A 26,552-nucleotide genomic window follows, 5' to 3' on the forward strand; every position below is an offset into this window, starting at 1 on the left:
TTCCGAGGCCTGAAACACTATCGGCGGCAATTTTGATTTCTTTTGCCGGCAAAGGGAACTTTTTTATTTTCAGCGGTCGTTGTGCCTTCTGGGCGATTTGCGTCGTTATCCACTCACTGCTTGGGAAACTTAGTCCGGACGCTCTGGACTAACCCTCACTGGCCTCGTTGGGCTATAACCTTTTGACACAATTTAGTAGTAAGGAGCATCAGCACATGCAACTGGGGATTATCGGACTGGGCCGCATGGGCGGAAACATTGCACGGCGCCTGATGCTCAATGGGCATGAAACCGTGGTCTATGACCGCAACAGCGCTTTTGTCAGCACCCTGAGCGGCGAAGGCGCCAAGGGCGTCGCCGACCTGCCGGCCCTGGTCGCCGGCCTGGAAAAACCGCGCGCGGTCTGGGTCATGCTGCCGGCCGGCGCGCCCACCGAAGACACCATTGAAACCCTCAGCCAGTTGCTCGAACCGGGCGACGTGATCATCGATGGCGGCAACACCTACTACAAGGACGACATTCGTCGCGCCCAGGCGCTGGCGGAAAAGGGCCTGAACTACATCGACGTCGGTACCTCCGGCGGCGTTTGGGGCCTGGAGCGCGGCTACTGCATGATGATCGGCGGCGACGCCGAGGTGGTGCGCCGCCTGGACCCGCTGTTCGATGCGCTGGCACCGGGCATGGGCGACATCCCGCGGACCAAGGACCGGGTGGCTGAAGACGATCGCGCCGAGCGCGGTTACATCCACGCCGGCCCAGCCGGTGCCGGGCACTTCGTCAAGATGATCCACAACGGCATCGAGTACGGCATGATGCAGGCCTTCGCCGAAGGCTTCGACATCCTCAAGACCAAAGCCTCGCCAAGCCTGCCGGAAGACCAGCGCTTCGACCTCAACGTCGCCGATATCGCCGAAGTCTGGCGCCGCGGCAGCGTGGTTTCGTCCTGGTTGCTGGACCTGACCGCCGACGCCCTGGCCAGCGATCCGCAACTCGACGGTTTCTCCGGCGAAGTGGCCGACAGCGGTGAAGGTCGCTGGACCATCGAAGCCGCCATCGAGCAGGCGGTGCCGGTCCCGGTGTTGTCCAGCTCGCTGTTCGCCCGCTTCCGTTCCCGCCAGCAGAGCACCTATGGCGACAAGATGCTGTCGGCCATGCGCTTCGGCTTCGGCGGCCACGTGGAGACTCCGAAAAAATGACCGCCTCGCGAAAGAAGTCCAAGGCTCAGCCCGCTCCACCCACCACACTGTTTCTGTTCGGCGCCCATGGCGACCTGGTCAAGCGCCTGCTGATGCCGGCGCTGTACAACCTCAACCGTGACGGCTTGCTGGATGAGGGGCTGAAGATTGTCGGCGTCGATCACAACGCGATCAGCGATGTGGATTTCGCCAAGAAGCTCGAGGACTTCATTCGCACCGAGGCCGCCGGCAAGGTCGGCAACGGCGCGCAAGCGCTGGATCCGGCGCTCTGGGCCAAGCTGGCCAATGGCATCAGCTATGTCCAGGGCGACTTCCTGGACGACAGCACCTACGACGCGCTGGCGGCGAAAATCGCCGCCAGCGGCACCGGCAATGCGGTGTTCTACCTGGCCACTGCACCGCGCTTCTTCAGTGAAGTGGTGCAGCGCCTGGGCGCGTCGGGGTTGCTGGTCGAAGGGGACAACGCGTTTCGCCGGGTGGTGGTGGAGAAGCCGTTCGGCTCCGACCTGCACACCGCGCAAGCGCTGAACGAATGCCTGCTCAAGGTGATGAGCGAGAAGCAGATCTATCGGATCGACCATTACCTGGGCAAGGAGACGGTGCAGAACATTCTGGTCAGCCGTTTCTCCAACAGCCTGTTCGAGGCTTTCTGGAACAACCATTACATCGACCACGTGCAGATCACCGCGGCGGAAACCGTCGGGGTGGAAACCCGTGGCAGCTTTTATGAAAACACCGGCGCCCTGCGCGACATGGTGCCCAACCACCTGTTCCAGCTGCTGGCGATGGTCGCCATGGAGCCGCCGGCCGCCTTCGGCGCCGATGCGGTGCGCGGCGAAAAGGCCAAGGTGGTGGGGGCGATTCGTCCCTGGAGCACCGAAGATGCCCTGGCCAACTCGGTGCGTGGCCAGTACGTGGCGGGCAAGGCGGGCGACAAGCCGGTGGCCGGTTACCGCGAAGAGGCCAACGTGGCCCCGGACAGCAACACCGAAACCTACGTCGCCCTCAAGGTGATGATCGACAACTGGCGCTGGGTCGGCGTGCCGTTCTACCTGCGCACCGGCAAGCGCATGAGCGTGCGCGACACCGAGATCGCCATCTGCTTCAAGCCTGCGCCCTACGCGCAGTTCCGCGATACCGAGGTCGACCACTTGCAGCCGACCTACCTGCGCATCCAGATCCAGCCCAATGAAGGCATGTGGTTCGACCTGCTGGCGAAAAAGCCCGGGCCGACCCTGGACATGGCCAATATCGAGCTGGGGTTCGCCTACAAGAACTTCTTCGAGATGCAGCCTTCCACCGGCTACGAGACGCTGATCTACGATTGCCTGACCGGCGACCAGACCCTGTTCCAGCGCGCCGACAACATCGAAAACGGCTGGCGCGCGGTGCAGCCGTTCCTCGATGCCTGGAAGGAAAAGGACAAGGTCCATATCTACCGGGCCGGCGAAGACGGACCAGCGGCCGGCGACGAGTTGCTGACCCGCGACGGCCGTGAATGGCACAGCCTCGGATGAGCGGCGAGGGGCAGCCGGCCATCCAGTTCCTGCTCAGCGACATGGACGGCACCTTGCTGCTGCCCGACCACAGCCTGAGCCAGCGCACCATCGCCGCGGTGTGTGCGTTGCGCGAAGCCGGGGTGTTCTTCAGCCTCGCAACCGGGCGGCCGCCGCGGGCCATGTTGCAGCAGATCGAAGCCCTGGGCGTCGACCTGCCGACCGCGGCCTTCAATGGCGGCACCATCGTCAACCCCGATGGCAGTTTCCTGGTGCGCCACCATGTGCCGGTGGACGTCGTCGTCAGTACCTTGGCGCTGCTGTCGCCGCAGCCGGAAGTGGAGGTCTGGGTCTTCGCCGACGGTGAATGGCTGCTGCGCGACCCCCATGGGCCAATGGTGCCGCGGGAGCAGCATGGCCTGGGCTATCCGCCAGTGGTGGTGGAAAGCTTCGAGGACTACCTGCCGCGCATCGACAAGATAGTCGCCGCCAGTGCCGACACCGAGCTGTTGGTGGAACTGGAGGCGCGTTTGTTGGCGCAGGTCGGCGGACAGGCGCAAGTTTCCCGTTCGCAGCCGGTGTACCTGGATGTGACTGCGCTGCAGGCCAACAAAGGGCAGGCGCTGATCACCCTGGCGGAGTTTCTCGGGGTGCCGCTGGAGCGCACCGCGGCGCTGGGGGACGGCGGCAACGACCCGGCGATGTTCCAGCAAGCCGGGTTGTCGATTGCCATGGGTCAGGCCGAAGCGGCGGTGAAACGCCAGGCCGACCTGGTGACGGGCAGCAATGTCGCCGATGGTGCCGCCGAAGCGATCGAACGATTTATCCTGCCGCGCTAAGGCAAAAACTGTAGCCGCTGCCGCAGGCTGCGATAAGGCCGAAGGCCTTCAGCGATCTGGAGATCGCCGCGNGGGCCGATCGCAGCCTACGGCAGCGGCTACAGGTTTATCGTTCGCAGCCCGAGCCTGCGGCTACAGGCTTACAGCCAGTAGCTCACCGCATACCAGCCCAGCACACCCATCACCAGGGTGTAAGGCAACGCCATCCACACCATGCGTCCATAGGACAGGCGCACCAGCGGCGCGATCGCCGAGGTCAGCAGGAACAGGAAGGCCGCCTGGCCGTTGGGTGTGGCCACGCTGGGCAGGTTGGTGCCGGTGTTGATCGCCACCGCCAGGGTCTCGAAGTGTTCGCGGCTCATCTGTCCGGAAACGAAGGCTTGCTTCACTTCGGTGATGTAGATGGTGGCGACGAACACGTTATCGCTGATGGCCGACAACAGTCCGTTGGCGATAAACAGCATGCCCGGTTGCTGGCCCGCCGGCAGCGCCAGCACCCACTGGATCAGCGGAGTGAACAGCTGCTGGTCGTGAATCACCGCGACCACCGCGAAAAACACCACCAAGAGGGCGGTGAACGGCATCGCATCCTTGAAGGCGTTGCCCAGGCGGTGCTCGTCGGTGATGCCGGTGAAAGTGGTAATCAGCACTATCACCATCAGGCCGATCAGGCCGACCTCGGCGATATGCAGGGCTAGCGCGGCAATCAGGATCAGCGCCGCCACGCCCTGTACCAGCAGCGCCGCGCGTTGCCGGTCGGTGCGTTCGGCGTTGTCTTCGGCGGCGTAGTTGGCCAGCACCGCGCGCACGTTGTCCGGCAGCAGGGTGCCGTAGCCGAACCAGCGCAGTTTCTCCAGCAGTACGCAGGTCACCAGTCCGGCCACCAGCACCGGCAGGGACACCGGGGCGACCTTGAGGAAGAAGTCGGCGAAGTGCCAACCCATTTCATGGCCGATCAGCAGGTTCTGCGGTTCGCCCACCAGGGTGCAGACGCCACCCAGGGCGGTGCCCACCGCGCCGTGCATCAGCAGGCTGCGCAGGAAGGCGCGGAACTGTTCCAGGTCCTGGTGATGCAACTGAGGCAGGTGCTTATCGTCGTTGAATTCGCTGTCCTGGCGCGGGTCGTTGCCGGAGGCCACCCGGTGATACACCGAATAGAAGCCCACCGCGGCGCTGATGATCACCGCGGTGACCGTCAGGGCATCGAGAAACGCCGAGAGGAAGGCCGAGAGAAAGCAGAACAGCAAGCCCAGCAGCGCCTTGGAGCGCACCCCCAGCAACAGCCGGGAGAACAGGAACAGCAGCAGTTCCTTCATGAAATAGATGCCGGCCACCATGAACATCAGCAGCAGGATCACCGGGAAGTTGTGCACCAGTTCGTCGTACAGCGCCTGTGGCGTGGTCATGCCCAGCGCCACGGCTTCCAGCACTAGCAGGCCGCCGGGCATCAGCGGGTAGCATTTGAGGGCCATGGCCAGGGCGAAGATGAACTCGGCCACCAGCATCCAGCCGGCCGCCACCGGGCCGACCGTGAACAGCAGCAAGGGGTTGAGCAGCAGGAAGGCGAGGATGCTGGCTTTGTACCAGCGCGGTGAATGGCCGAGAAAGTTGTGGGCGAAAGCCTGGGCCAGTGAACCGGACATTGGCTGCTCCTTATAGTGAAGAAGCGCGCAACTTGCCGCATGCACCGGTGAAGATCAAGAAACTCTGAAATCTTTTGCCACAAACACCGCCCGACCTTTTTGTAGGAGCCAGCTTGCTGGCGATAAGGCCTCAAGAGCGGTATCGATCTCGAGGGCCCAATCGCTGGCAAGCCAGCTCCTACAGTCAGCGGTGCCGGTCAGTCTTCGCGTTTGACCACCAGGGTCAGGATGTCGTAGCTGGCCACCAGTTCACCCAGCTGGTTGCTGACCTCCACGTCCCAGGCCACCACGCCCTGGGGGATGTCCTGCGGGCTCTGCTTGCCCTGGTCGATCTTGCGCTTGCAGGTCAGGCGCGCCTGGATGGTGTCGCCGATGCCCACCGGGTTGATGAAGCGCAGGGTATCCAGGCCGTAGTTGGCCAGCACCGGGCCCGGCGCCGGGGACACGAACAGCCCGGCCGCCGCCGACAGTACGAAGTAACCATGGGCGATGCGCTTGCCGAACTGCGACTCCTTGGCCGCGATCTCGTCGAAGTGCATATAGAAGTGGTCGCCGGACAGGCAGCCGAAGTTCACCAGGTCGGCCTCGGTCACCGTGCGCCTGTGGGTCAGCAGCGACTCGCCGATCTGCAGGTCCTGGAAGAATCGGCGGAACGGATGCACCTCGGTCTCGATGACCTTGGCGCCACGCACGTATTCGCCGGTGACCGCCGCCAGCATGGTCGGCGAGCCTTGCACCGCCGCCCGTTGCAGGTAGTGCTTCACCGCGCGCAGGCCACCGAGCTCCTCACCACCGCCGGCACGACCCGGTCCGCCGTGCTTGAGCTGCGGCAGCGGCGAGCCGTGGCCGGTGGATTCGGCGGCGGATTCGCGGTCCAGCACCAGCAAGCGGCCGTGCCAGGCCGCGGCGGCCGGGATGGCCTTGGCGGCGATCCGTGGATCGCGGGTCACCAGGCTGGCCACCAGGCTGCCTTTGCCTCGCGCAGCCAGGGCCAGGGCCTCGTCGAGGTCGTCATAGGCCATCAGCGTGCTGACCGGGCCGAAGGCCTCGATATCGTGGGCGCCGCCTTCGGCATGCGGGTCGCGAGCCTGCAACAGGGTCGGGGCGAAGAACGCGCCCTGGCCGGTGTTTGCCCCGCGCGGCTCGAAGCCGTCCCGGGCGCCGAACAACAGGTCGCTGCTCTGCAGCAAAGTCTCCAGGCGTTCGGCCACGTCCCGCTGCTGGTCGTGGGAGGCCAGCGCGCCCATGCGCACGCCTTCCACCGATGGGTCGCCGACCACCACCTTGGCCAGCCTGTCGCGCAGGCGGCTGGCGACCGCATCAATGTGCCTGGCCGGCACTATGGCGCGGCGGATGGCGGTGCATTTCTGCCCGGCCTTGGTGGTCATTTCCCGGACCACTTCCTTGATGAACAGCTCGAACTCTTCGTCGTCCGGGCTCACGTCCGGGGCGAGGATCGCGCAGTTCAGCGAGTCGGCCTCGGCATTGAAGGGCACCGAGTTGCGAATCAACTGCGGATTGGCCCGCAGCTTGGCTGCGGTATCGGCCGAGCCGGTGAAGGTCAGCACGTCCTGGCCCTGCAGGCGATCGAGCAGGTCGCCGGTGCTGCCGATCACCAGTTGCAGGCTGCCGGCGGGCAGCAGCCCCGACTCGTCCATCAGGCGTACCACGGCTTCGGTCAGGTAGCTGGTGGCGGTGGCCGGCTTGACGATGCACGGCATGCCGGCGAGGAAGCTCGGGGCGAACTTTTCCAGCATGCCCCAGATCGGGAAGTTGAAGGCGTTGATATGCACCGCCAGGCCGCCGCGGGGCACCAGGATATGGGTGCCGGCGAAGCTGCCGAGCTTGCTCAACTGCAGCGCCGGGCCTTCGTGGACGATATTGCCCGAGGGCAGTTCCCGCGAACCCAGGCTGGCATAGGTGAACAGGGTGCTGTTGCCGCCCTCGATGTCGATCCAGCTGTCGGCGCGGGTGGCGCCGCTGTGGTGGGAAAGGGCGTACAGCTGTTCCTTGCGTTCGCTCAGGTACAGCGCCAGCGCCTTGAGCCGCTGGGCGCGCTGCTGGAAATCCAGGGCCATCAGTGAGGCGATGCCCTGGCGCCGGCCATGGTCGAGGGCCTCGGCGAAGTCCAGGCGCTCTTCGTGGGTACGGGCCAGTTCGTGGCCGTCGATGGCGCTGCGCAGCACCTGGGCGCCGTGTTGGCCGATCCAGCGGCCGGCGATGAAGCTTTGCAGGGTAGGGGCGTGAGGCATCACGATTCCTCCGGATGATGAATGAGGCCGGCGCGGCCAGCGACCGCGCCGGCGGGGTTTACCAAAGAGCCAGGGTGTAGCCGAGGATCAGGCGGTTCTCGTCGAGGTCGGTGGTCAGGCCGTTGCCCGACCGAAAAGTTACGTTGCGCCAGCGGATGCTCAGGTCCTTCAGCGGTCCGCTCTGGATCACGTAGGTGATGTCGGTGTCGCGTTCGCTCTCGCGGCCGTTGTCGACAGTGCCCGCCTTGACGTGGCGGCCATCGGTGTAGCGGGTCATGAAGGTCAGGCCGGGCAGGCCCATGGCCGCGAAGTCGTAGTCGTAGCGCAGTTGCCAGGAGTCTTCCTCGGCGCGGGTGTAGGTGTTGTAGGTCACCAGGTTGACCACGTAGGGATCGCCGCCGTTGAGGAAGGGGAAGGCGCTGTCGCCGGACAGCTGCTGCCAGGTGGCGCTGATTTTGTGCGGGCCCTTGATCAGGCTGAACATGCTGTTGAAGTTGCGGTTGTCGATCCGCCCGGCGCGCTCGGCGCCGTCGCCACGGCTATCGAAATAGCGCAGGTCGCTGCGCAGGCTGAAGCCGCCGCCCAGGGGCTGGGTATGCAGCAGGCCCAGGTACTGCTGGCGATAGATCTGTTCGAGCTTGCCGTAGTAGTAGCTGAGGCTCAGCTGCGGGCTGAAGGCGTAGCTGGCGCCGGCGAAGTCGAGATGATCGCTGCGGGCGGCGCCGTAACCTATGTCGTCGTTGCTCGAGGAATCCCGCAGGTTGGCTTCGGTCAGGCGCCCGGCATTCAGTGTCAGGCCGCTGATTTCCTGGCTGGTCAGCAGGCCGCCCTGGAACGTCGAGCCCAGCAGGCGGGTGTCGTTGTAAGTCGCGACGGGCAGCAGCGGTTGCAAGGTGCCGATCTTCAACACGCTTTTCGACAGGCGCAGTTTGCCGGTCAGGCCCAGCTCGCTGAACTCGTCCGCCGGTTCATGGCTGTTGGGGCCGAACGGCAGCAGGCCGGTGCCACGGCGATCCGGGCTGGAATCGAGCTTGAGCCCGAGCTCGCCGAGGGCATCCAGGCCGAAACCCAGGGTGCCCTCGGTGTAGCCGGACTCGATCCGCGCGGTGAAGCCCTGGGCCCATTCCTCGGCCTTGGACTGCGCGGCGTTGGCCTGGCGAAAGTCACGGTTGATGTAGTGGTTGCGCATTTCGATCCGTGCCTTGCTGTCGCCGATGAAGTCGGCTTGTACGCTGCAGGTGAACAGGCCCAGGCCCAGCGAGGCCATGGCCGGCAGCAGGTGTTTCGGTGAGGCGATGGAAACGGGGTTCATTGTTGTTATTCCCTGTCATCGATCGGAGCGGGTTCAGTGTTTGCTGGCGCCGGAAGCGCCGATGCCGGTCATCGAGCGGATGAACTGCGCGAGGTAGCGGCCACGCTCCAGTTCGGCACGCGCCGAGGTGTCGGTCACCGAGAACAGCCAGGCACTGAGGAACGCCAGGCTCATGGAGAACAGCGCCGGGTTGGAGTAGGGGAACAGCGCCCGTTCGTGATGCAGCACGTTGACCCAGACCGCCGGGCTCAGCACCAGCAGCACGATCGCCGACACCAGCCCGGCCAGGCTGCCGGTCACGGCGCCGCGGGTGGTCAGGCCCTTCCAGAACATCGAAAGGAACAGCACCGGGAAATTCACCGAGGCGGCGATGGCCAGCACCAGCCCGGACAGGAAGGCGATGTTCTGCGACTCGAACAGCAGGCCGAGGACGATCGCCAGCACGCCGATGCACAGGGTGGCGATGCGCGACACGCGCATTTCCTGTTGCTCGCTGGCCTGCCCCTTGCGCAGCACGCAGGCATACAGGTCGTGGGACACCGCCGAGGCGCCGGACAGCGCCAGGCCGGCGACCACCGCGAGGATGGTGGCGAAGGCCACCGCCGAGATGAAGCCGAGGAACAGGTTGCCGCCCACCGCCTGGGCCAGGTGCACGGCGATCATGTTGCCGCCGCCGATGATCGCGCTGTTGGCATCGCGGAACGCCGGGTCGGTGCCGACCATGACGATCGCGCCGAAGCCGACCACGATCAGCAGCAGGTAGAAGTAGCCGATGAAGCCGGTGGCGTAGAACACGCTCTTGCGCGCTTCCTTGGCGTCGCTGACGGTAAAGAAACGCATCAGGATATGGGGCAGGCCGGCAGTGCCGAACATCATGCCCAGGCCCAGGGAAATGGCATCGATGGGGTTCGACAGCAGCCCGCCGGGGGCCATGATCGCGCTGCCCTTGGCATGCACGGCGCTGGCCCCGGCGAACATCGCTTCGGTGCTGAAGCCGAAATGCCTGAGCACCATGAACGCCATGAAGCTGGTGCCGAACAGCAGCATCACCGCCTTGATGATCTGCACCCAGGTGGTGGCGAGCATGCCGCCGAAGGTCACGTAGAACACCATCAGCACGCCGACCAGCATCACCGCGTAGAGGTAGCTGATGCCGAACAGCAACTCGATCAGCTTGCCGGCGCCGACCATCTGCGCCACCAGGTACATCAGGGCCACGGTCAGGGTGCCGAAGGCCGAAGTCAGGCGCACCGGAGTCTGCTCCAGGCGGTAGGACACCACGTCGGCGAAGGTGTACTTGCCCAGGTTGCGCAGGCGTTCGGCGATCAGGAACAGGATGATCGGCCAGCCGGCGAGCACGCCAAGGGCGTACAGCAGGCCGTCGTAGCCGTTGAGGAACATCATCGCCGAGATACCCAGGAAGGACGCCGCGGAGATCATGTCTCCGGCGATCGCCAGGCCGTTCTGCAAGCCGCTCATGCCGCCGCCGGCGGTATAGAAATCACTGGCCGAGCGGGTGCGCAGGGCGGCCCAGCGGGTGACGCCGAGGGTGAACAGGACAAACACCAGGAACATGCCGATGGCGTTCCAGTTCAAGGGGCGGGCGCTGCCTTCGGCGGCCAGCGCCAGGTCGGTGGCGAACACGCACGGCAGGGCGAACAACGCCAACAAGGGCTTCATTGGGCGCACTCCTGCTTGAGCTTTTCGTTCAGCGGGTCGATCAGGTTATTGGCGCGATAGACGTAAAAACCGGTGAGGGCGAAGGCCAGCAGCACGATTGCCACGCCCACCAGCATGCCGACCGTGGTCGCGCCGCCACTCAGCGAGCGCCCCAGGGTGCTGGGGGAAAACGCCACCAGCAGCACGAAGCCGTAGTAGATCACCAGCATGGCCAGGGTCAGGGACCAGTAGAGGTTCTGTTTGCGCCGCACCAGCTGGATGAAGTCGGGATGCTGGCGGATCTGTTCGATGTCTTGCGGGGTCATGGGAGCGCTCTCTTGATGTTGTTTTTGTTTTGGTTGAAACGCGGTGAACTTTTTTGCTTCCGTAGCCGCTGCCGCAGGCTCGGGCCGCGTTCGGACGATAAGGCCGAAGGCCTTCAGCGATCTCAAGGCCGTGCGCCCGCTTCGCCGGAGTGCCGTCCAAGTCGATCACAGCCCGCAGCAGCGGCTACATCAGAGCTGGTCGAAGTCCAGCACCACCTTGTCACTGACCGGGAACGACTGGCACGACAGCACGTACCCGGCGGCCACTTCGTAGTCCTCGAGGGCGTGGTTGCTGTCCATCTCCACTTCGCCTTCGATCACCTTGCACTTGCAGGTGGAACACACCCCGGCGCGGCACGAATAGGGCAGCTCGGCGCCCTGGGCATTGCCGGCGTCGAGGATGCTCTGGCTGTTGCGCGGCAGGTCGAAGGCCAGGGCGCGACCGTCGCTGATCACGGTGATCTGGCTGACCGCCGCGTCGCGCTGCCGGGCCGCCTCGCGGGCCTCGCGCTTGTGCTGGCTGCCAGCGGCGGCGAACAGCTCGAAGTGAATGCGCTCGGCGGCCATGCCGCGGGCCTTCAGGCTGTCGCGCACGGTTTCGGTCATCTCCTGCGGGCCACAGATGAAGGCCGCGTCCAGGGCCTTGACGTCGAGCCAGCGGGAGAACAGCCGGGCGCATTTGTCGGCGTCGATCCGGCCGTTGTAGAGGTCGACGTCCTGCTGTTCGCGGCTGAACACGAAGATCAGGTTCAGGCGTTGCAGGTAGCGGTTCTTCAGGTCTTCCAGCTGTTCGCGAAACAGCGCGGCGGAGCTGGAACGGTTGCCGTACAGCAGGGTGACGCGGCTGTGGGGCTCGGTTTCCAGGGTGCTCTTGATGATCGACAGGATCGGCGTGATGCCGCTGCCGGCCGCCACCGCCAGGTACTGGCCATGGCGCGTGGGGTCGAGTTCGACATGGAAGTGCCCGGCGGGCGGCATCACGTCCAGGCAGTGCCCGGGCTGGAGCCGTTCATTGGCAAAGGCCGAAAAACGCCCGCCGGCCACGCGCTTCACGGCAATGCGCAGTTCGCCGTCGTTGACCCCGGCGCAGATCGAATAGGAACGGCGCACCTCCTCGCCATCCAGCTGGGTGCGCATCACCAGGTGCTGGCCCTGGGTGAAATGAAAGCTGTCCTGCAGGTGCTGCGGAATCTCGAAGGCGATGGACACCGCGTCGCGGGTTTCGCTGCGCACATCCTTGATGGTCAGGCTGTGGAATTTGCTCATTGTTGTTCTCCCACTGACACGGCGTCAGATGCACTTGAAATAGTCGAACGGCTCCAGGCAGTCCCGGCAGCGATACAGCGCCTTGCAGGCGGTCGAGCCGAACTCGCTGAGCTGTTCGGTGTGGGCGCTGCCACATTGCGGGCAGCAGATGGCAGCGCTTTCGCCCAGCAGGCTGCGCTTGCTGCTACTGCCCACTGGCGGGGCGATGCCGTAGGCCTGCAGCCGTTCGCGGCCGCCGGTGGTGATCCAGTCGGTGCTCCAGGCCGGGGTCAGCCGGCGTTGCAGGCGGGGCGCGCAAAACCCGGCGAGTTCCAGGGCGGCGCGGATATCGCCCTCGATCACCTCGGTGGCCGGGCAGCCGGAATAGGTCGGAGTGACCACCACCTGCAGGTGGCCGTCGTGCCAGCCGAGGTCGCGGACGATGCCCAGGTCCACCACGCTGACCACCGGCACCTCCGGGTCCATGACCGCGCCGAGGATGGTCCAGGCGGCTTCCAGGTCGCCCGGTTGCTGGGCACGGGCGCCGCGGTCGCTGGAAATCAGTTCACCAGGTCGCATCGGGGTAGGCTCGTGGCAGCGCCTGCATTTCCGCCAGCAGAATGCCCAGGTGTTCGCTGTGCAGGCCGCGGCGGGCGTCCAGGTAGAAATGGCTGGGGGCCGGTGGCAGGGGCAGGGTGGCGCTGGCGAAAGTCTGCGTCACCCTGGCCTGCCAGGCGCTGGCGACCTGCGCCGGGTCGGCGATGATGCCGGTCTCGTGCAGATGGTTTTCGCTGTCGTCGCCGCTGATCAGCTCGAGGGTGAAGCGCCAGAGCAGGGGAATCGCCTCCAGCATGCGTTGGTGGCTGTGCTCGGTGCCGTCGCCCAGGCGCTCGACCCATTCGCTGGAGCGGCGCAGGTGATAGGTGACTTCCTTCACCGCCTTGGCGGCGATTCCGGCGATGCGCTCGTCGCTGGACTGGGCCAGGCCCTTGAGCACTTCCAGGTGCCAGGCGTCGTAGAGAAACTGCTTGAGCAGGGTCACGGCGAAATCGCCGTTGGGTTGCTCCACCAGCAGCAGGTTGCGGTAGGCCCGCTCGTCGCGGCGGAACGCCAGGTGGTCGGCATCGCGGCCGTCGTCCAGCAGATCGGCGGCGTAGTCCAGCCAGTTGCGGGCCTGGCCCACCAGGTCGAGGCCGACGTTCATCAGCGCCAGTTCTTCTTCCAGGGCTGGCGCGCGGCCGCACCACTGGCACAGGCGCTGGCCCTGGATCAGGGCGCTGTCGCCCAGGCGCAGCAGGTATTGGATCAATTCGCTTGGCGTGTTCATGGTCGACCTCACATGTGCCCGACTTCGGCCGGCAGCTCGTAGAAGCTGGCGTGGCGATAGACCTTGTCGTCCGCCGGGTCGAACAGCGGGTCCTTTTCATCCGGGGACGAGGCGACGATCAGCGCCGAGGGCACCACCCACAGGCTCACGCCTTCGCTGCGGCGGGTGTAGAGCTCGCGGGCGTTCTCGATGGCCATGGCGCTGTCGGCGGCGTGCACGCTGCCGACGTGCTTGTGGTTGAGCCCGTGCTTGCTGCGCACGAAGACTTCGAAGAGGGTCCATTCAGACATAAGGGTGACTCCACATCAGGGGCTGAAGCGGTGTAGCCCTGGCCGCGGGTTGCCGCGGCCAGGGTTCACGCGGCGTTTTTATTGGTTTTCTTGCGGGCGTGGGCGACCGCGGCTTCGCGCACCCAGGCGCCGTCCTCAATGGCCTGGCGCCGGGTGGCGAGGCGTTCCTGGTTGCACGGGCCGTTGCCCTTGAGCACTTCGTAGAATTCGTCCCACTGGATCTCGCCGAAGTCGTAGTGGCCGCGTTCGGCGTTCCACTTCAAGTCCGGGTCCGGGCAGGTGCAGCCGAGCAGTTCCAACTGCGGGATGGTCTGGTCGATGAAGCGCTGGCGCAGTTCGTCGTTGCTCTGGCGCTTGATCTTCCAGGCCATGGATTGCGCGCTGTTGGGCGAATGTTCGTCGCTGGGGCCGAACATCATCAGTGCCGGCCACCACAGGCGGTTAATGGCGTCCTGGACCATGTCTTTCTGCGCCTGGTTGCCCTCGCGCATCAGGGTCAGGAGGATTTCGTAGCCCTGGCGCTGGTGGAAGCTCTCTTCCTTGCAGATGCGCACCATGGCCCGGGAGTAGGGGCCGTAGGAGGTGCGTTGCAGCACCACCTGGTTGACGATCGCCGCGCCGTCCACCAGCCAGCCCACCGCGCCCATGTCGGCCCAGTTCAGCGTCGGGTAGTTGAAGATGCTCGAGTACTTGGCGCGGCCGCTGTGCAGCTTGGCGATTTCCTCGTCGCGGTCGGCGCCCAGGGTTTCCATCGCGCTGTACAGGTACAGGCCGTGGCCGGCTTCGTCCTGGATCTTGGCCATCAGTTGCAGCTTGCGCTTGAGGGTCGGGGCGCGGGTCACCCAGTTGCCTTCGGGCAGCATGCCGACGATTTCCGAATGGGCGTGCTGGGAAATCTGCCGGATCAGGGTTTGCCGATAGGCATCCGGCATCCAGTTCTTGGCTTCGATCTTGATTTCCGAATCGATTTTTTCCTGGAAGGCGCGTTCCTGTTCGGACATCTCCGAACGGGGCTTGATGCTTTTGACTCCGGTCTCTACCAGCTGTGCGTACATGGTGCGTCTCCTGCCGTGAAGGATTGCCTGGGCATGGAGAACTTTATATGTGATACAAAAATAAATATCAAACACAAAATAACGTGTCGTATGTGTTTTTGTATCGCTTTGCCCGTCGAGGGCATTCCCGCGGGCAAAAAAAAGCCCCGCCGAAGCGGGGCTTTAAGCAAAAAAGGCTTATTTCTGACGGTTATCCACCACGTGGCTGGCCTTGCCCTCGGAGCGCTTGAGGGTGAAGGGTGGGCGCAAAACGATACGCGAGCTGATACCGATATAGGTCTTGATGTGCCGGCTCAGTTCGTCGCAGATGGCTTTCTGCTGCTCGTCGCCCAGCTGCTGATGCTCGTTCTTGAGCTCCACATGCACCTCGACGCTGTCGAGGTTGCCGTTGCGGTACAGGTGGATCTCATAGCATTCGCAGAGTTGCCGGACCTTGAGCACCTGCTCCTCGATCTGCGTGGGGAACACGTTGACCCCGCGAATGATCAGCATGTCGTCGCTGCGCCCGGTGATCTTGTCGATACGCCGCATGGGCCGCGCGGTACCGGGCAGCAGGCGGGTCAGGTCGCGGGTGCGGTAGCGGATCATCGGCAGGGCTTCCTTGCTCAGCGAGGTGAACACCAGCTCGCCCATCTGGCCATCCGGCAACACCTGGCCGGTCACCGGGTCGATGATCTCGGGGTAGAAGTGGTCCTCCCAGAGGGTCGGCCCGTCCTTGGTCTCGGCGCACTCCATGGCCACCCCCGGGCCCATGATTTCCGAGAGCCCGTAGATATCCAGGGCGGTGATGCCCAGGCGCTGCTCGATGGCGCTGCGCAGTTCGGCGGTCCAGGGTTCGGCGCCGAAGATCCCCAGGCGCAGGGCGAGCTTTTGCGGATCGATGCCCTGGCGCTCGATCTCGTCGGCGATGTTGAGCATGTAGGAGGGCGTGACCATGATGATGTCCGGCTGGAAGTCCTTGATCAGCTGTACCTGTTTTTCGGTCTGGCCACCGGACATCGGAATCACCGTGCAGCCCAGGCGTTCGGCGCCGTAGTGCGCCCCCAGGCCGCCGGTGAACAGGCCGTAGCCGTAGGACACATGGACCTTGTCGCCCCGTCGGCCGCCGGCGGCGCGAATCGAGCGCGCGACCACCCTGGCCCAGGTGTCGATGTCGTTCTGGGTGTAGCCGACCACCGTCGGCTTGCCGGTGGTGCCGCTGGAGGCGTGCAGGCGCACCACGTCCTGGATCGGCACGGCGAACATGCCGTAGGGGTAGTTGTCGCGCAGGTCGGACTTGCTGGTGAACGGGAACTTCGCCAGGTCCTCCAGGCTGCGCACATCGTCGGGGTGCACGCCGAGCGCGTCGAAGCGCTGACGGTACAGCGGCACATTCCGGTAGGCGTGGTTCAGGCTCCAGCGCAGGCGTTCCAGCTGATGCTGGCGCAACTGGTCGACGCTGGCGGTTTCCAGTGGGTCCAGCAGGGGATCAAGCACGGCTTTGGCAATTGGCATGTTCATGGCTTCACTCGAATTATTGTTGTGTTGCGACCCGCCGGCGGGCGGGCCTTGAGTGCCTGCGCCCAGGATACCCGTAGGGGCTCCGGGCGCGGGTGTATCTGGTCTTAAAGTCGTTCGACGATCAGGGCGATGCCCTGGCCCACGCCGATGCACATGGTGCACAAGGCGTAGCGGCCCTGGCGCTGCTCCAGTTCGTGCAGCGCGGTGGTCACCAGGCGCGCGCCGCTCATGCCCAGGGGATGGCCCAGGGCGATCGCGCCGCCGTTGGGGTTGACCCGCCCGTCGTCGTCCGCCAGGCCCAGCTCGCGCAGCACCGCCAGGCCCTGGGCGGCGAACGCCTCGTTGAGTTCGATCACGTCCATGTCCGCCAGGCTCAGCCGGGCCAGCTCCAGTACCTTGCGCGTGGCCGGCACCGGGCCGATGCCCATGATCCGTGGCTCGACCCCGGCGGTGGCCATGGCGACCACCCGACCACGAGCCTTGAGGCCGTAGCGTTGCGCGGTCGCGGCATCGGCCAGCAACAGGGCGCAGGCACCGTCGTTGACCCCCGAGGCGTTGCCCGCGGTGACGCTACCGCCCTGGCGGAACGGCGTACCGAGCTTCTGCAACTGTTCCAGGCTGGTGTCGCCCCTTGGGTGTTCGTCGTGTTCGACCAGGGTCGGCGGGCCTTTGCGCTGGGGGATGGGCACCGCGACTATTTCCCTGGCCAGGCGTCCGCTGGCTTGTGCCGCTGCGGCCCGCTGCTGGCTGCGCAGGGCGAAGGCGTCCTGGTCGGCGCGGGAAATGCCGAACTGCGCGGCGACGTTTTCCGCGGTTTCCGGCATCGAGTCGATGCCGAAACCTTGCTCCATCAACGGGTTGACGAAGCGCCAGCCAATGGTGGTGTCGAACAGCTCGGCCTGGCGGGAAAACGCGGTCTGCGCCTTGCCCATCACCAGCGGTGCGCGGGACATCGATTCGACGCCGCCGGCCAGCACCAGCCCGGCCTCGCCACAACGCAGGGCGCGGGCGGCGGTGCCGATGGCGTCCAGGCCGGAGCCGCACAAGCGGTTGAGGGTGGTGCCGGGGACCTCCACCGGCAACCCGGCCAGCAGCGCCGACATGCGCGCCACGTTGCGGTTGTCTTCGCCGGCCTGGTTGGCGCAGCCGTAGATCACTTCGTCGACCCGGCTCCAGTCGACCCCGGGGTTACGCTGTATCAGGGCGCGCAAGGGTATTGCCCCCAGGTCGTCGGCGCGCACGCTACTCAGGGCGCCGCCGTAACGGCCGATGGGGGTGCGGACCGCATCGATGATCAGGGCGTCATTCATTGGGGTTCTCCTGCGCCAGCACCGGGCCGCGCACTTTGTAGGATTTGCCGTGGAACAGGGCGATCAGCACGCCATGCTGGTTTTCGATCCGCACGTCGTAGTTGCCGGTGCGGCCGCTACGGCTTTGCTCGATGCAGTCGGCGGTCAGGGTGTCGCCCAGGCGGGCCGGGGCGATGTAGTCGATGCTGCAGCCGATGGCCACCGTGGCTTCGTCGTAGGTATTGCAGGCCAGGGCGAAGGCCGAGTCCGCCAGGGTGAACAGGAATCCGCCGTGGCAGGTGCCGTGGCCCTGCAGCATGTCTTCGCGCACGCTCATGCCCAGTCGGGCGGCGCCGGGCGCCACCGACAGCAGGCGCATGCCCAGCGCCTGGCTGGCGTTGTCGCGGTTGAACAGGCTCTGGGCGCAGGCGCTGGCCAGGCTCATGGCAGGGTGATCAAGCATGCAGCGTCCTCCCTTCGGCAACCCGGCGGCGCAACAGCAGGGACGGTCGATAACGCTCCTCGCCGTAGGCGGCCTGCAGGTTTTGCAGGACCTCGAGCACCCATGGCAGGCCCAGGCGGTCGGCCCAGGCCAGGGGGCCTTCGGGGTAACTGACCCCGGCGCGCAGCGCCAGGTCGATGTCCGCCGCCGAAGCCACGCCTTGCAGCAAGGCATCGGCGGCTTCGTTGGCGAGCATCGCCACCGTACGCAGGACCAGCAGCCCCGGGCTGTCGCTGAGCTGGCTGACCTTGAACCCGGCGCGTTGCAACAACGCCACCGCCTGGTCGCGGGCCAATGGGCTGGTGCCGGCGCAGCAACTGATGGCCAGGCGACCGGCGCTGGCATAGTCATGGGCCAGGTCCAGCAGGATCAGGTTGCTCAAGCCTTGGTCGCGGGCGCGCTGGCTGGCCAGGCGCCCGTCGCTGACGGCCAGCACCGCGTCGCCGACCCGCAACAGGCCATGGCCGTCACGCTCGACCAGGCGCACGCCGGACTCGCGCAGGCGTTGCAGCAAACCCTGGGCAACCCCCAGGTCGCCCTCGACCACGCAGTACTCGATGCTCTGATCGCTGTGCAGTTCGACAGGGGCCGGGCGCTCCGCACCCTCGGCGTAGGTATAGAAACCCTGGCCACTCTTGCGGCCGAAATGCCCGGCATCCACCAGTTCCTGCTGAATCAGCGACGGCTGAAAGCGCATGTCGCCGTAATAGGCCTCGAATACCGAGCAGGTCACTGCGTAGTTGACGTCGTGCCCGATCAGGTCCGTCAGCTCGAAGGCGCCCATGGCAAAACCACCGGCCTCGCGCAGCAGGGCGTCGAGGGTGGCGCAGTCGCCTGTGCCTTCCTGCAACAGGCGCAGGCTTTCGGCGTAGAACGGCCGGGCCACGCGATTGACGATAAAACCCGGGGTGGAGCGGGTGTGCACCGGCTTCTTGCCCCAGTTTTTCACGGTGTCGTACAGGCACTGCGCCAGTTGCCGGTCGCTGGCCAGCCCCGAGACGACCTCGACCAGTGGCATCACCGGTGCCGGGTTGAAAAAGTGCAGGCCCAGCAGGCGTTCGGGGTGTTTCAGGCCGGCGGCGATGCGGGTGATCGACAGCGATGAGGTGTTGCTGGCGAGGATGCAGCTGTCGCGGCACAGGCTTTCCAGCTGGCGAAACAGCTCACGCTTGGCCTCGAGGTTCTCGGCGATGGCCTCGATGATCAGCTCGCTGTCGGCCAGTTGCTCGATGGATTCGGCCGCCTGCAACCGGGCCATGGTTGCGCTGTGCGCCTGGGCATCGAGCTTGCCGTTGGCCACGCGTTTGGCGAGTTGCCGGTCGATGCCGGCTATGGCCTGCGCCGCGGCGCCCGGGCGGTTGTCCAGCAGCCATACCGGGTGGCCGGCCTGGGCCGCGACCTGGGCAATGCCGGCGCCCATCGCGCCGGCGCCGATCACCGCGACACGGGCCTGGGGTGTCAGTGCGCTCATGTTCAGCGTCCCTTGAAGGTCGGTGTGCGTTTGTCCATGAAGGCACTGACGCCTTCGCGGTAGTCCTCGCTGCGCCCGGCCAGGCGTTGCAGGTCTTTTTCCAGTTCCAGCTGTTCGTCGAAGCTGTTGTTCAGGCTGGCGTTGAGGCTGCGCTTGATCAGCGCCAGGCCGTAGGTCGGCTGGGTGGCCAGGTGGCGCGCGAGCTTGAGGGCCTCGTCACGCAACTCGGCATCTTCGACGCAGCGATAGATCAGGCCCCATTGCTCGGCCTGTTCGGCCGTCAGGCGATTGCCCAGCAGGGCCAGGGCCTTGGCCCGCGCCATGCCGACCAGGCGCGGCAAGCTCCAGGTGCCACCGGAGTCGGGGATCAGGCCGATCTTGCAGAACGCCTGGATAAAGCTTGCCGAACGACCGGCCAGCACCAGGTCGCAGGCCAGGGGAATGTTGGCTCCGGCCCCGGCGGCTACGCCGTTCACCGCGCAGATCACCGGCAGCGGCAGGTCGCGCAACCGGCGGATCAGCGGGTTGTAGAAACGTTCGATGGACTCGCCCAGGTCCGGCACCTGCGCACCGGGGGCCACGTTGCGGTCGCTCAGGTCCTGGCCGGCGCAGAAGCCACGGCCTTCGCCGGTCAACAACAGCACCCGGGCCTCGGGATTGGCGCGCAGTTGCTTGAGCGCTTCGCGGACCTCGCCATGCATTTGCGCATTGAAGCTGTTGAGCTGCTCGGGGCGGTTCAGGCTGAGGAGGGCGACGCCTGCCTCGACGGAAAACAGGATGTGTTCGAAGTTCATGGTTCTGGCGCTCTCTGACGGGTCGTGTGAGTCGTTGGGCCGTATGTCGGCCTAGTGGCCGGTGAAGCTGGGTCGGCGTTTTTCCTGGAAGGCGCGGATGCCTTCTTCGCGGTCGCGGGTGCCGGCCAGCACCGTGAAGGCGTGGCGCTCGAAGCGCAGGCCGCTGGCGAGGTCGGTGTCCAGCGCCTTGAGCAGTGCCTCCTTGGCCAGGCGCAGGGCCAGCGGCGCCTTGCCGGCGATCAGCCGCGCCAGCTGCAGGGCGCGCTCGACCGTGAGTTCCGGTTGGGTGACCTCGCTGACCAGGCCGGCGCGCAAGGCATGGCGGGCATCGATCGACTCGCCGCCGAGGACCATCTGCATGGCCAGGGATTTGCCGACCGCCCGCAGCAGGCGCTGGGTTCCGCCGGCGCCGGGCATGATCCCGAGGTTGATTTCCGGCTGGCCGAAACGTGCGTCCTCGCCGGCGATCAGGATGTCGGCGTGCATGGCCAGCTCGCAGCCGCCGCCGAGGGCGAAACCGTTGACCGCGGCGATCAGCGGTTTGCTGAAGCCGGTGATCTGCTGCCAGGAAGCCTGGCGCGGGTCGTTGAGGATGCCGGTGAGGTCGCGCTCGGCCATTTCATTGATGTCGGCGCCGGCGGCGAATGCCTTGCGGCTGCCGGTCAGCACCACGACCCGGGTCTCGTTATCGGCCTGGGCGGCGTCCAGGGCGGCTGCCAGTTCGCCGAGCAGTTCGGTGGTCAGGGCATTCAGGGCGGCGGGGCGTTGCAGGGTAATCAGACGAACGCCGCCGTCGAGGCTTTCGACAGCAAGGGTTTGAGGCATGGCGGATGCCCTCGGGGTGCACGCTCGGCGCAGGGCCGGGTCATTATTGGATCGGCTGGGGAGCCGGTTTTCGCCGAGTATATCGCCAATGCGATACACAAATGCAACGTAAAAATATTATTAGTGTGTCTTTATGTTGAGTGTTTGGTCGGTCGTGCCAGGGTAGAGATAGGTAGAAAAGTCGGTGGTTTTCTCGGTTTGTTGGGGTTTGTGCCCGCTGTCTGTAGGCTCTCACTGTGCAGGAGTGTGATACTGATTTTCCGCTTTTTCGTTTAAGCTTGATGTGATACAAAATAAATCATGATCAGCATCGCTTTGCGCAATGTGTCGACTTGCCGCCCTAGCCAAGGAGTACCTCATGACCTGCTACAGCCTCGACGGCCTGACCCCGGTGGTCCATCCCAGTGCTTATGTGCATCCGTCCGCCGTGCTGATCGGCGACGTGATAGTCGGTGCCCACTGCTACATCGGCCCGCTGGCCAGCCTGCGCGGCGATTTCGGGCGGATCGTGCTGGAGGAGGGGGCCAACCTGCAGGACACCTGTGTGATGCATGGTTTTCCCGACAGCGACACGGTGGTCGAGCGCAACGGCCATATCGGCCACGGCGCGGTGCTGCACGGCTGCCGGATCGGCGCTGATGCGCTGGTGGGGATGAACGCGGTGGTGATGGACAACGCCCGCATCGCGCCACGCTGCTTCGTGTCCGCGGCGGCCTTCGTCAAGGCCGGCTTCGAGTGTGCAGAGCAGTCGCTGGTCATGGGCGCCCCCGCCAGCGTCAAACGTCGTCTCAGTGACGAAGAGCTGCACTGGAAGCAGGCCGGCACCCGCGAATATCAGCAGTTGGCCAGGCGCTGCCTGGAGCAGATGCAGGTCTGCGAGCCGCTCGCGGAACCGGAAGCCAATCGCCCGCGGATCAGTGACAGCGGCCTGCGCCCGAAAAATACCGGGCAGTGAACACCAAGGCGCATGGATAGCGCGGCCCAGGCCACTCGAAACCGGCGAAACCCGGTATATTTCTTCCTTTTTGTCCGGTACGCCCATGTCGTCCCTAGCCCCCTTGAATCACCTCGTGACCCGTTTCCAGGAGCAGACGCCGATTCGCGCCAGTTCCCTGATCATTACCCTGTACGGCGATGCCATCGAACCCCACGGCGGGACGGTGTGGCTGGGCAGCCTGATCCAGTTGCTCGAACCCATCGGCATCAACGAGCGGCTGATCCGCACCTCGATCTTCCGCCTGACCAAGGAAGGCTGGCTGACCGCCGAGAAAGTCGGGCGCCGCAGCTATTACAGCCTGACCGGTACCGGTCGCCGGCGTTTCGACAAGGCCTTCAAGCGCGTCTACAACGCCAGCGTGCCGGCCTGGGACGGTTCCTGGTGCCTGGTGATGCTGTCGCAGCTCGGCCAGGACAAGCGCAAGCAGGTACGCGAAGAGCTGGAGTGGCAAGGTTTTGGCGCGATTTCGCCGGTGCTGCTGGCCTGTCCGCGCAGCGATCGGGCGGATATCAATGCGACCCTGGTGGACCTCGGTGCCCAGGAAGACACCATTGTGTTCGAGACCACCGCCCAGGACGTGCTGGCCTCCAAGGCGCTGCGCCTGCAGGTGCGCGAAAGCTGGAACATCGACGAACTGGCGGCTCATTACAGCGAGTTCATCCAGCTGTTCCGGCCGCTGTGGCAAGCGCTGCGCGAGCAGGAGCAACTGCAGCCGGCCGATTGTTTCCTGGCGCGCCTGCTGCTGATCCACGAGTACCGCAAACTGCTGCTGCGCGACCCGCAGCTGCCGGACGAACTGCTCCCTGGCGACTGGGAAGGGCGGGCGGCGCGCCAGCTCTGCCGCAACATCTATCGGCTGATCTACGCCAAGGCCGAAGAGTGGCTCAACGACGCGCTGGAAAACGCCGACGGTCCGCTGCCCGACGTGGGCGAAAGTTTCTATCGGCGTTTTGGCGGTTTGAAGTAAGGCGTTTTCAAGATGCAGCCCTCGTTCAGGAACAAGAGGAGCCTGGCGAGGGATGGGCAGCTACTAAAGTGCCACGTCAGGCGCGGACTAAGGCTGTAATAAAGAAGTTTTAACGAATGTCTGAAGACTCGCCTTGAAACAGGCGGGGGAGGAGCAAGTCAGGCAGGGAAAGTTGAACTTTCTGCAAACTGGCTAAAGTGTGGCTATATCAACTGCGACAAAATAACGCAGATCACCCGAAGGTGATCTGCGTCCGTGTTCTTACTCTGGCATGGCCCAAGATTGCAGTTTGTAACCTTCCTGGCTCAGTTCGGCGCGGGCCTGTTTCAGCAGGTCTTCCAGTTGCGCCGGGTCGGAGTAGGCGCTGCTTGGAATCTGTTTGCGGCCAATACGGGTATTGGTGCGGTCGATGACGGTCAGGCTCAGTTCGCCGTTACCGTCTTGTGGGGCCCAGGCGACGCATTGGAATGGCTGGAATGCGCGGTCGGCGATCAAAAGTGCTTCGTTGATACGGAGCGGGGCGTTCATGGGGTCTTCTCTCTATGTGCCCAATCAAATGATGTGCCGTCGGTTGGGCTTACCGTTCGGCTGGTTACTTGTACTGATGTCTCGAACCAGGGATCAGGTCACATAGAAAGACCAGAATTTACAACTTTTGTTCACAGCCGCGATGCAGAGCCTTCTTTTGAAAGCTGAATGAAAGATTCGCGGCGAGGAAATATAGGGATTCCTGGATCCATGTAACAGTTAGTCCAAATGGTGATTGCCGCTATAAACAATCGATACAAGACCCCGTCAAGTTATTGCTAACGTTACAACCAGGTTCGCCAAACTACTGTTTCTCATAACTTTTCCTATTTTTGGCGCCAAGGAACAGTCATGCTTGAAGCGACCGCCCAACGGCGTCTGTTAGTGGTAGACCCGTGCGACGATTGTCATCGTCTGCTGCCTGGATTACGCACGGTGGGCTGGGATGTCGACAGTTGTGACCTGGAAGCGGCCGGCGATCGCGGTTGTGACGTCGGTTTGCTGCGTTTGCAGCCGTTTCACCTGGAGCGACCGGAAGCGGTCAAGGATCTGATCAGCCGCAGCGGTACCGAGTGGATCGCGGTGCTCAGCCCGGATGTGCTGCGCCTGCAGAAAGTCGGCGATTTCGTCTGCGAATGGTTTTTCGATTTCCACACCCTGCCGTTCGATGTCTCGCGGGTCCAGGTGACCCTCGGACGGGCTTTCGGCATGGCCCGCCTGCGTGGCCAGGGGCACATCCATGTCGCTCAGCCCGAGCATGAGTTGCTGGGCGATAGCCGACCGATCCGCGACCTGCGCAAACTCTTGAGCAAACTGGCGCCCACCGAGTCGCCGGTGCTGATTCGCGGCGAAAGCGGTACCGGCAAGGAACTGGTGGCCAGGACCCTGCACCGGCAGTCGCAGCGCCACAGCAAGCCCTTCGTGGCGATCAACTGCGGGGCGATCCCCGAGCACCTGATCCAGTCCGAACTGTTCGGCCATGAGAAGGGCGCGTTCACCGGCGCCCATCAACGCAAGGTCGGGCGTATCGAGGCGGCCCATGGCGGCACGCTGTTTCTCGACGAAATCGGCGACCTGCCGCTGGAGCTACAGGCCAATCTGTTGCGCTTCCTGCAGGAAAAACACATTGAACGGGTGGGCGGCAGCCAGCCGATTCCGGTGGATGTGCGGGTGTTGGCGGCGACTCACGTCGACCTCGAGGCGGCGATCGACAAGGGACGCTTTCGCGAAGACCTGTATTACCGCCTGAACGTGTTGCAGGTGGTTACCGCGCCATTACGCGAACGGCATGGCGATATCGGCATGCTGGCCAGCCATTTTTCCCACTTCTATAGCTTGGAAACCGGGCGCCGGCCGCGCAGTTTCAGCGAGGACGCACTGGTGGCCATGGGCAAGCACGACTGGCCGGGCAATGTCCGCGAGCTGGCCAACCGGGTGCGGCGCGGCCTGGTGCTGGCCGAGGGCCGGCAGATAGAGGCCCGGGACCTGGGGCTGCTCAGCCCGCAGGCGAGCATCGCGCCCATGGGCACGCTGGAGGACTACAAGCATCGTGCCGAGCGCCAGGCCCTGTGCGATGTGTTGAATCGGCACAGCGACAACCTGAGTGTCGCGGCCAGGGTGCTGGGCGTATCGCGCCCGACCTTCTACCGTTTGCTGCACAAGCATCAGATCCGCTAGGGCGGTGCAACGAAAAGGCCCGCGGCGATCACCTCGCCGCGGGCCTTTTTTTCGGCTGTGCTTTAGAAGTAGTAAGGGAATTTCAGGCTGAAGGTGAAGTCCGGCGCATCGTCGGTCAGTCCGATGGACAGGTTGGGCACTATGGTCAGGTTGTCGGTGGCCGCCACGGTCATGCCGACGTTGAAGTAACCGGCGTTGGCATCGCTGGACACCACGGACTGCCAGTCGCCGCCGTCTTCCTTGAGCTTGCTCTTGCGCTGGACCAGGTCGGAGAAGGAGAACGACATACTCATCTTCTCGTTCAGGGCGAAGGCGATGCCCATGCCGATCTGGAAGCTGTCGCCGAGCTTGACCTTGCCCGGGGTCTTCAGGTTGACCGTGGAGCTGATGTCGTCGAAGGATTCTTCCAGGTTGTGGGTGTAGGAGAGGGTACCGAACAGCACCGCCGGGTCGAAGGTCTTGACCAGGGAGATACCAGGGGTGATCGACCAGACGCCGTTACCGGTCGGCAGGTCATCCGGGACGAACAGGTTGGTGTTGTCCTGGACCTGGCGCAGCTTGATGCCGAACGGCTCTTCGCCGGTCGGCGCCTTGACGCGCAAGGTCAGCACCGCATCCGGGGTATTGACCGATTCGTCGAGGAATTTGTAGGCGATGCCGAAGTTCACGTCGCCGAGGGTCGGGTCCTTGGACACGGTTTTTTCGCTGGTGACGCCCGCCGCGCCGTTCTGGGCGCCGCCGGACTGGTAGGTCGATTCGCGGTAGATCACCGGCACGTTGACGTCGAACTGCCAGCGGTTGTCCAGGTTGTAGCGGGCCGTGAGATCAAGGGTCCAGTTGTCGGCCTTGATCCGGTCCAGGTTGATGTTGCCGAGGAAGATCGAGTCCAGCGCCAGGAAGCCGTTGAGAATCAGCTGCCGGGTGTCATAACGGGAGTAGGTCAGGCCGGTCTCGACACTGAACTTGCCGCCGCCGAAGAAGCCGCTGGCTTCGTCGTACAGGTTGGACACGCTCTGCGCCGGTTGCGAGTCATCCTTGAGTGATTCCCCATAAGAGCTGCCGCCGGTCGGGGTCGGGCCTTTGCTCGTGGTCCCGGCCACTTGCTGGTTGCCACGCATGTCCGCTGGCGACTTGGCCAGGCGTTTCGGCGGTGGCGCCGCCGGTTGCTCCTCGACCTGGCGAACCCGCTGTTCCAATACCGCCAGGGCTTTCTGCTGCACTTCGTAACGTTGCTTAAGCTCCAGTAATTCTTGTTTCAGGGCCTCTACGTCGGCATCAGGCGCTGCCTGCAGCAGTGTGGCCGGGAAGAGCGTGCTCAAACATACAACCGCGCGCAGCGAGACTGATCGATACATGAGTAAG

The 26,552-nt window shown here is 64.7% G+C and carries 24 protein-coding genes; 6 read left to right on the forward strand and 18 right to left on the reverse strand.

Annotated elements, in window-relative coordinates; genetic code table 11:
• Positions 1-182 precede the first annotated feature (182 nt).
• Genes gnd through ACTJKT_RS00090 form a run of 3 tightly spaced genes read left to right on the forward strand, consistent with a single transcriptional unit; the run spans position 183 to position 3,531 of the window.
• A complete protein-coding gene (gene gnd / locus ACTJKT_RS00080) occupies positions 183-1,196 on the forward strand; it encodes a phosphogluconate dehydrogenase (NAD(+)-dependent, decarboxylating) (protein ID WP_223815583.1) in 1,014 nt (337 codons plus the stop codon).
• A complete protein-coding gene (zwf, locus tag ACTJKT_RS00085) occupies positions 1,193-2,713 on the forward strand; it encodes a glucose-6-phosphate dehydrogenase (RefSeq protein ID WP_440785675.1) in 1,521 nt (506 codons plus the stop codon). Before gnd ends, zwf begins: the two co-directional genes overlap by 4 nt.
• Positions 2,710-3,531: an HAD family hydrolase gene (locus ACTJKT_RS00090; protein ID WP_440786051.1), complete on the forward strand. Its 822-nt coding sequence runs from the start codon at positions 2,710-2,712 to the stop codon at positions 3,529-3,531. The genes zwf and ACTJKT_RS00090 overlap by 4 nt, the downstream gene beginning before the upstream one ends.
• Positions 3,532-3,671: 140 nt before the next feature.
• Here ACTJKT_RS00090 and nhaB read toward each other — a convergent pair whose 3' ends face one another.
• The 16 genes from nhaB to paaF form a co-directional block, all read right to left on the reverse strand.
• Positions 3,672-5,174 carry a sodium/proton antiporter NhaB gene (gene nhaB / locus ACTJKT_RS00095; RefSeq protein WP_440785676.1) on the reverse strand — a complete coding sequence of 501 codons (1,503 nt, stop codon included), beginning with the start codon at positions 5,172-5,174 and terminating at the stop codon, positions 3,672-3,674.
• Positions 5,175-5,371: 197 nt separating this feature from the next.
• Positions 5,372-7,426 (reverse strand): phenylacetic acid degradation bifunctional protein PaaZ, encoded by a 2,055-nt coding sequence (gene paaZ / locus ACTJKT_RS00100; protein WP_440785677.1) that lies wholly within the window; start codon positions 7,424-7,426, stop codon positions 5,372-5,374.
• 58 nt (positions 7,427-7,484) lie between these two features.
• Positions 7,485-8,738 carry an OprD family porin gene (locus ACTJKT_RS00105; protein WP_440785678.1) on the reverse strand — a complete coding sequence of 418 codons (1,254 nt, stop codon included), beginning with the start codon at positions 8,736-8,738 and terminating at the stop codon, positions 7,485-7,487.
• A gap of 33 nt (positions 8,739-8,771) precedes the next feature.
• Positions 8,772-10,418 (reverse strand): cation acetate symporter, encoded by a 1,647-nt coding sequence (locus ACTJKT_RS00110; RefSeq protein WP_440785679.1) that lies wholly within the window; start codon positions 10,416-10,418, stop codon positions 8,772-8,774.
• A complete protein-coding gene (locus tag ACTJKT_RS00115; protein WP_063430546.1) occupies positions 10,415-10,723 on the reverse strand; it encodes a DUF485 domain-containing protein in 309 nt (102 codons plus the stop codon). Before ACTJKT_RS00115 ends, ACTJKT_RS00110 begins: the two co-directional genes overlap by 4 nt.
• Positions 10,724-10,912: 189 nt before the next feature.
• Positions 10,913-11,989 carry a 1,2-phenylacetyl-CoA epoxidase subunit PaaE gene (paaE, locus tag ACTJKT_RS00120; RefSeq protein ID WP_440785680.1) on the reverse strand — a complete coding sequence of 359 codons (1,077 nt, stop codon included), beginning with the start codon at positions 11,987-11,989 and terminating at the stop codon, positions 10,913-10,915.
• A 24-nt stretch (positions 11,990-12,013) separates the two neighbouring features.
• On the reverse strand, positions 12,014-12,547 hold the full coding sequence (paaD, locus tag ACTJKT_RS00125) for a 1,2-phenylacetyl-CoA epoxidase subunit PaaD (RefSeq protein ID WP_440785681.1): 534 nt from the start codon (positions 12,545-12,547) through the stop codon (positions 12,014-12,016).
• Positions 12,534-13,295: a 1,2-phenylacetyl-CoA epoxidase subunit PaaC gene (gene paaC, locus ACTJKT_RS00130; RefSeq protein ID WP_440785682.1), complete on the reverse strand. Its 762-nt coding sequence runs from the start codon at positions 13,293-13,295 to the stop codon at positions 12,534-12,536. Before paaC ends, paaD begins: the two co-directional genes overlap by 14 nt.
• Before the next feature lie 8 nt (positions 13,296-13,303).
• Positions 13,304-13,585 carry a 1,2-phenylacetyl-CoA epoxidase subunit PaaB gene (gene paaB / locus ACTJKT_RS00135; RefSeq protein ID WP_007926505.1) on the reverse strand — a complete coding sequence of 94 codons (282 nt, stop codon included), beginning with the start codon at positions 13,583-13,585 and terminating at the stop codon, positions 13,304-13,306.
• A gap of 65 nt (positions 13,586-13,650) precedes the next feature.
• Complete coding sequence (paaA, locus tag ACTJKT_RS00140; protein ID WP_440785683.1) at positions 13,651-14,640, reverse strand: 1,2-phenylacetyl-CoA epoxidase subunit PaaA; 990 nt, start codon at positions 14,638-14,640, stop codon at positions 13,651-13,653.
• A 177-nt stretch (positions 14,641-14,817) separates the two neighbouring features.
• Entirely contained in the window at positions 14,818-16,140 is a 1,323-nt protein-coding gene (gene paaK, locus ACTJKT_RS00145; RefSeq protein ID WP_440785684.1) for a phenylacetate--CoA ligase PaaK, read from the reverse strand.
• Positions 16,141-16,244: 104 nt separating this feature from the next.
• Positions 16,245-17,450 (reverse strand): 3-oxoadipyl-CoA thiolase, encoded by a 1,206-nt coding sequence (pcaF, locus tag ACTJKT_RS00150; RefSeq protein ID WP_440785685.1) that lies wholly within the window; start codon positions 17,448-17,450, stop codon positions 16,245-16,247.
• Complete coding sequence (gene paaI, locus ACTJKT_RS00155; protein WP_440785686.1) at positions 17,443-17,892, reverse strand: hydroxyphenylacetyl-CoA thioesterase PaaI; 450 nt, start codon at positions 17,890-17,892, stop codon at positions 17,443-17,445. The genes pcaF and paaI overlap by 8 nt, the downstream gene beginning before the upstream one ends.
• A complete protein-coding gene (gene paaH / locus ACTJKT_RS00160) occupies positions 17,885-19,402 on the reverse strand; it encodes a 3-hydroxyacyl-CoA dehydrogenase PaaH (RefSeq protein ID WP_440785687.1) in 1,518 nt (505 codons plus the stop codon). Before paaH ends, paaI begins: the two co-directional genes overlap by 8 nt.
• A gap of 2 nt (positions 19,403-19,404) precedes the next feature.
• Positions 19,405-20,196 (reverse strand): 2-(1,2-epoxy-1,2-dihydrophenyl)acetyl-CoA isomerase PaaG, encoded by a 792-nt coding sequence (gene paaG, locus ACTJKT_RS00165; RefSeq protein ID WP_440785688.1) that lies wholly within the window; start codon positions 20,194-20,196, stop codon positions 19,405-19,407.
• 51 nt (positions 20,197-20,247) lie between these two features.
• Positions 20,248-21,021 carry a 2,3-dehydroadipyl-CoA hydratase PaaF gene (gene paaF, locus ACTJKT_RS00170; RefSeq protein WP_053279014.1) on the reverse strand — a complete coding sequence of 258 codons (774 nt, stop codon included), beginning with the start codon at positions 21,019-21,021 and terminating at the stop codon, positions 20,248-20,250.
• Between the two features lie 358 nt (positions 21,022-21,379).
• Between paaF and paaY the strand changes: the two genes are divergently transcribed.
• Both paaY and paaX read left to right on the forward strand, forming a co-directional pair.
• The gene (gene paaY, locus ACTJKT_RS00175) at positions 21,380-21,976 is read left to right on the forward strand and encodes a phenylacetic acid degradation protein PaaY (RefSeq protein ID WP_025809041.1); all 597 of its coding nucleotides are present in this window, start codon (positions 21,380-21,382) and stop codon (positions 21,974-21,976) included.
• An 85-nt stretch (positions 21,977-22,061) separates the two neighbouring features.
• Positions 22,062-22,985 (forward strand): phenylacetic acid degradation operon negative regulatory protein PaaX, encoded by a 924-nt coding sequence (gene paaX / locus ACTJKT_RS00180; RefSeq protein WP_009043762.1) that lies wholly within the window; start codon positions 22,062-22,064, stop codon positions 22,983-22,985.
• Between the two features lie 261 nt (positions 22,986-23,246).
• Here paaX and ACTJKT_RS00185 read toward each other — a convergent pair whose 3' ends face one another.
• Positions 23,247-23,513: a hypothetical protein gene (locus tag ACTJKT_RS00185; protein ID WP_009048883.1), complete on the reverse strand. Its 267-nt coding sequence runs from the start codon at positions 23,511-23,513 to the stop codon at positions 23,247-23,249.
• 351 nt (positions 23,514-23,864) lie between these two features.
• On the opposite strand from ACTJKT_RS00185, the gene ACTJKT_RS00190 reads away from it, so the two are divergent.
• Positions 23,865-25,190, forward strand: a complete 1,326-nt coding sequence (locus tag ACTJKT_RS00190; RefSeq protein ID WP_440785689.1) for a sigma 54-interacting transcriptional regulator — start codon at positions 23,865-23,867, stop codon at positions 25,188-25,190.
• Between the two features lie 62 nt (positions 25,191-25,252).
• On the opposite strand, the gene ACTJKT_RS00195 is transcribed toward ACTJKT_RS00190, so the two are convergent.
• Positions 25,253-26,545 (reverse strand): hypothetical protein, encoded by a 1,293-nt coding sequence (locus ACTJKT_RS00195; protein WP_440785690.1) that lies wholly within the window; start codon positions 26,543-26,545, stop codon positions 25,253-25,255.
• Positions 26,546-26,552 lie beyond the last annotated feature (7 nt).

It is taken from the genome of Pseudomonas sp. 22526, from assembly GCF_052044735.1.
In the GTDB taxonomy this organism is placed as follows: domain Bacteria; phylum Pseudomonadota; class Gammaproteobacteria; order Pseudomonadales; family Pseudomonadaceae; genus Aquipseudomonas; species Aquipseudomonas piscium.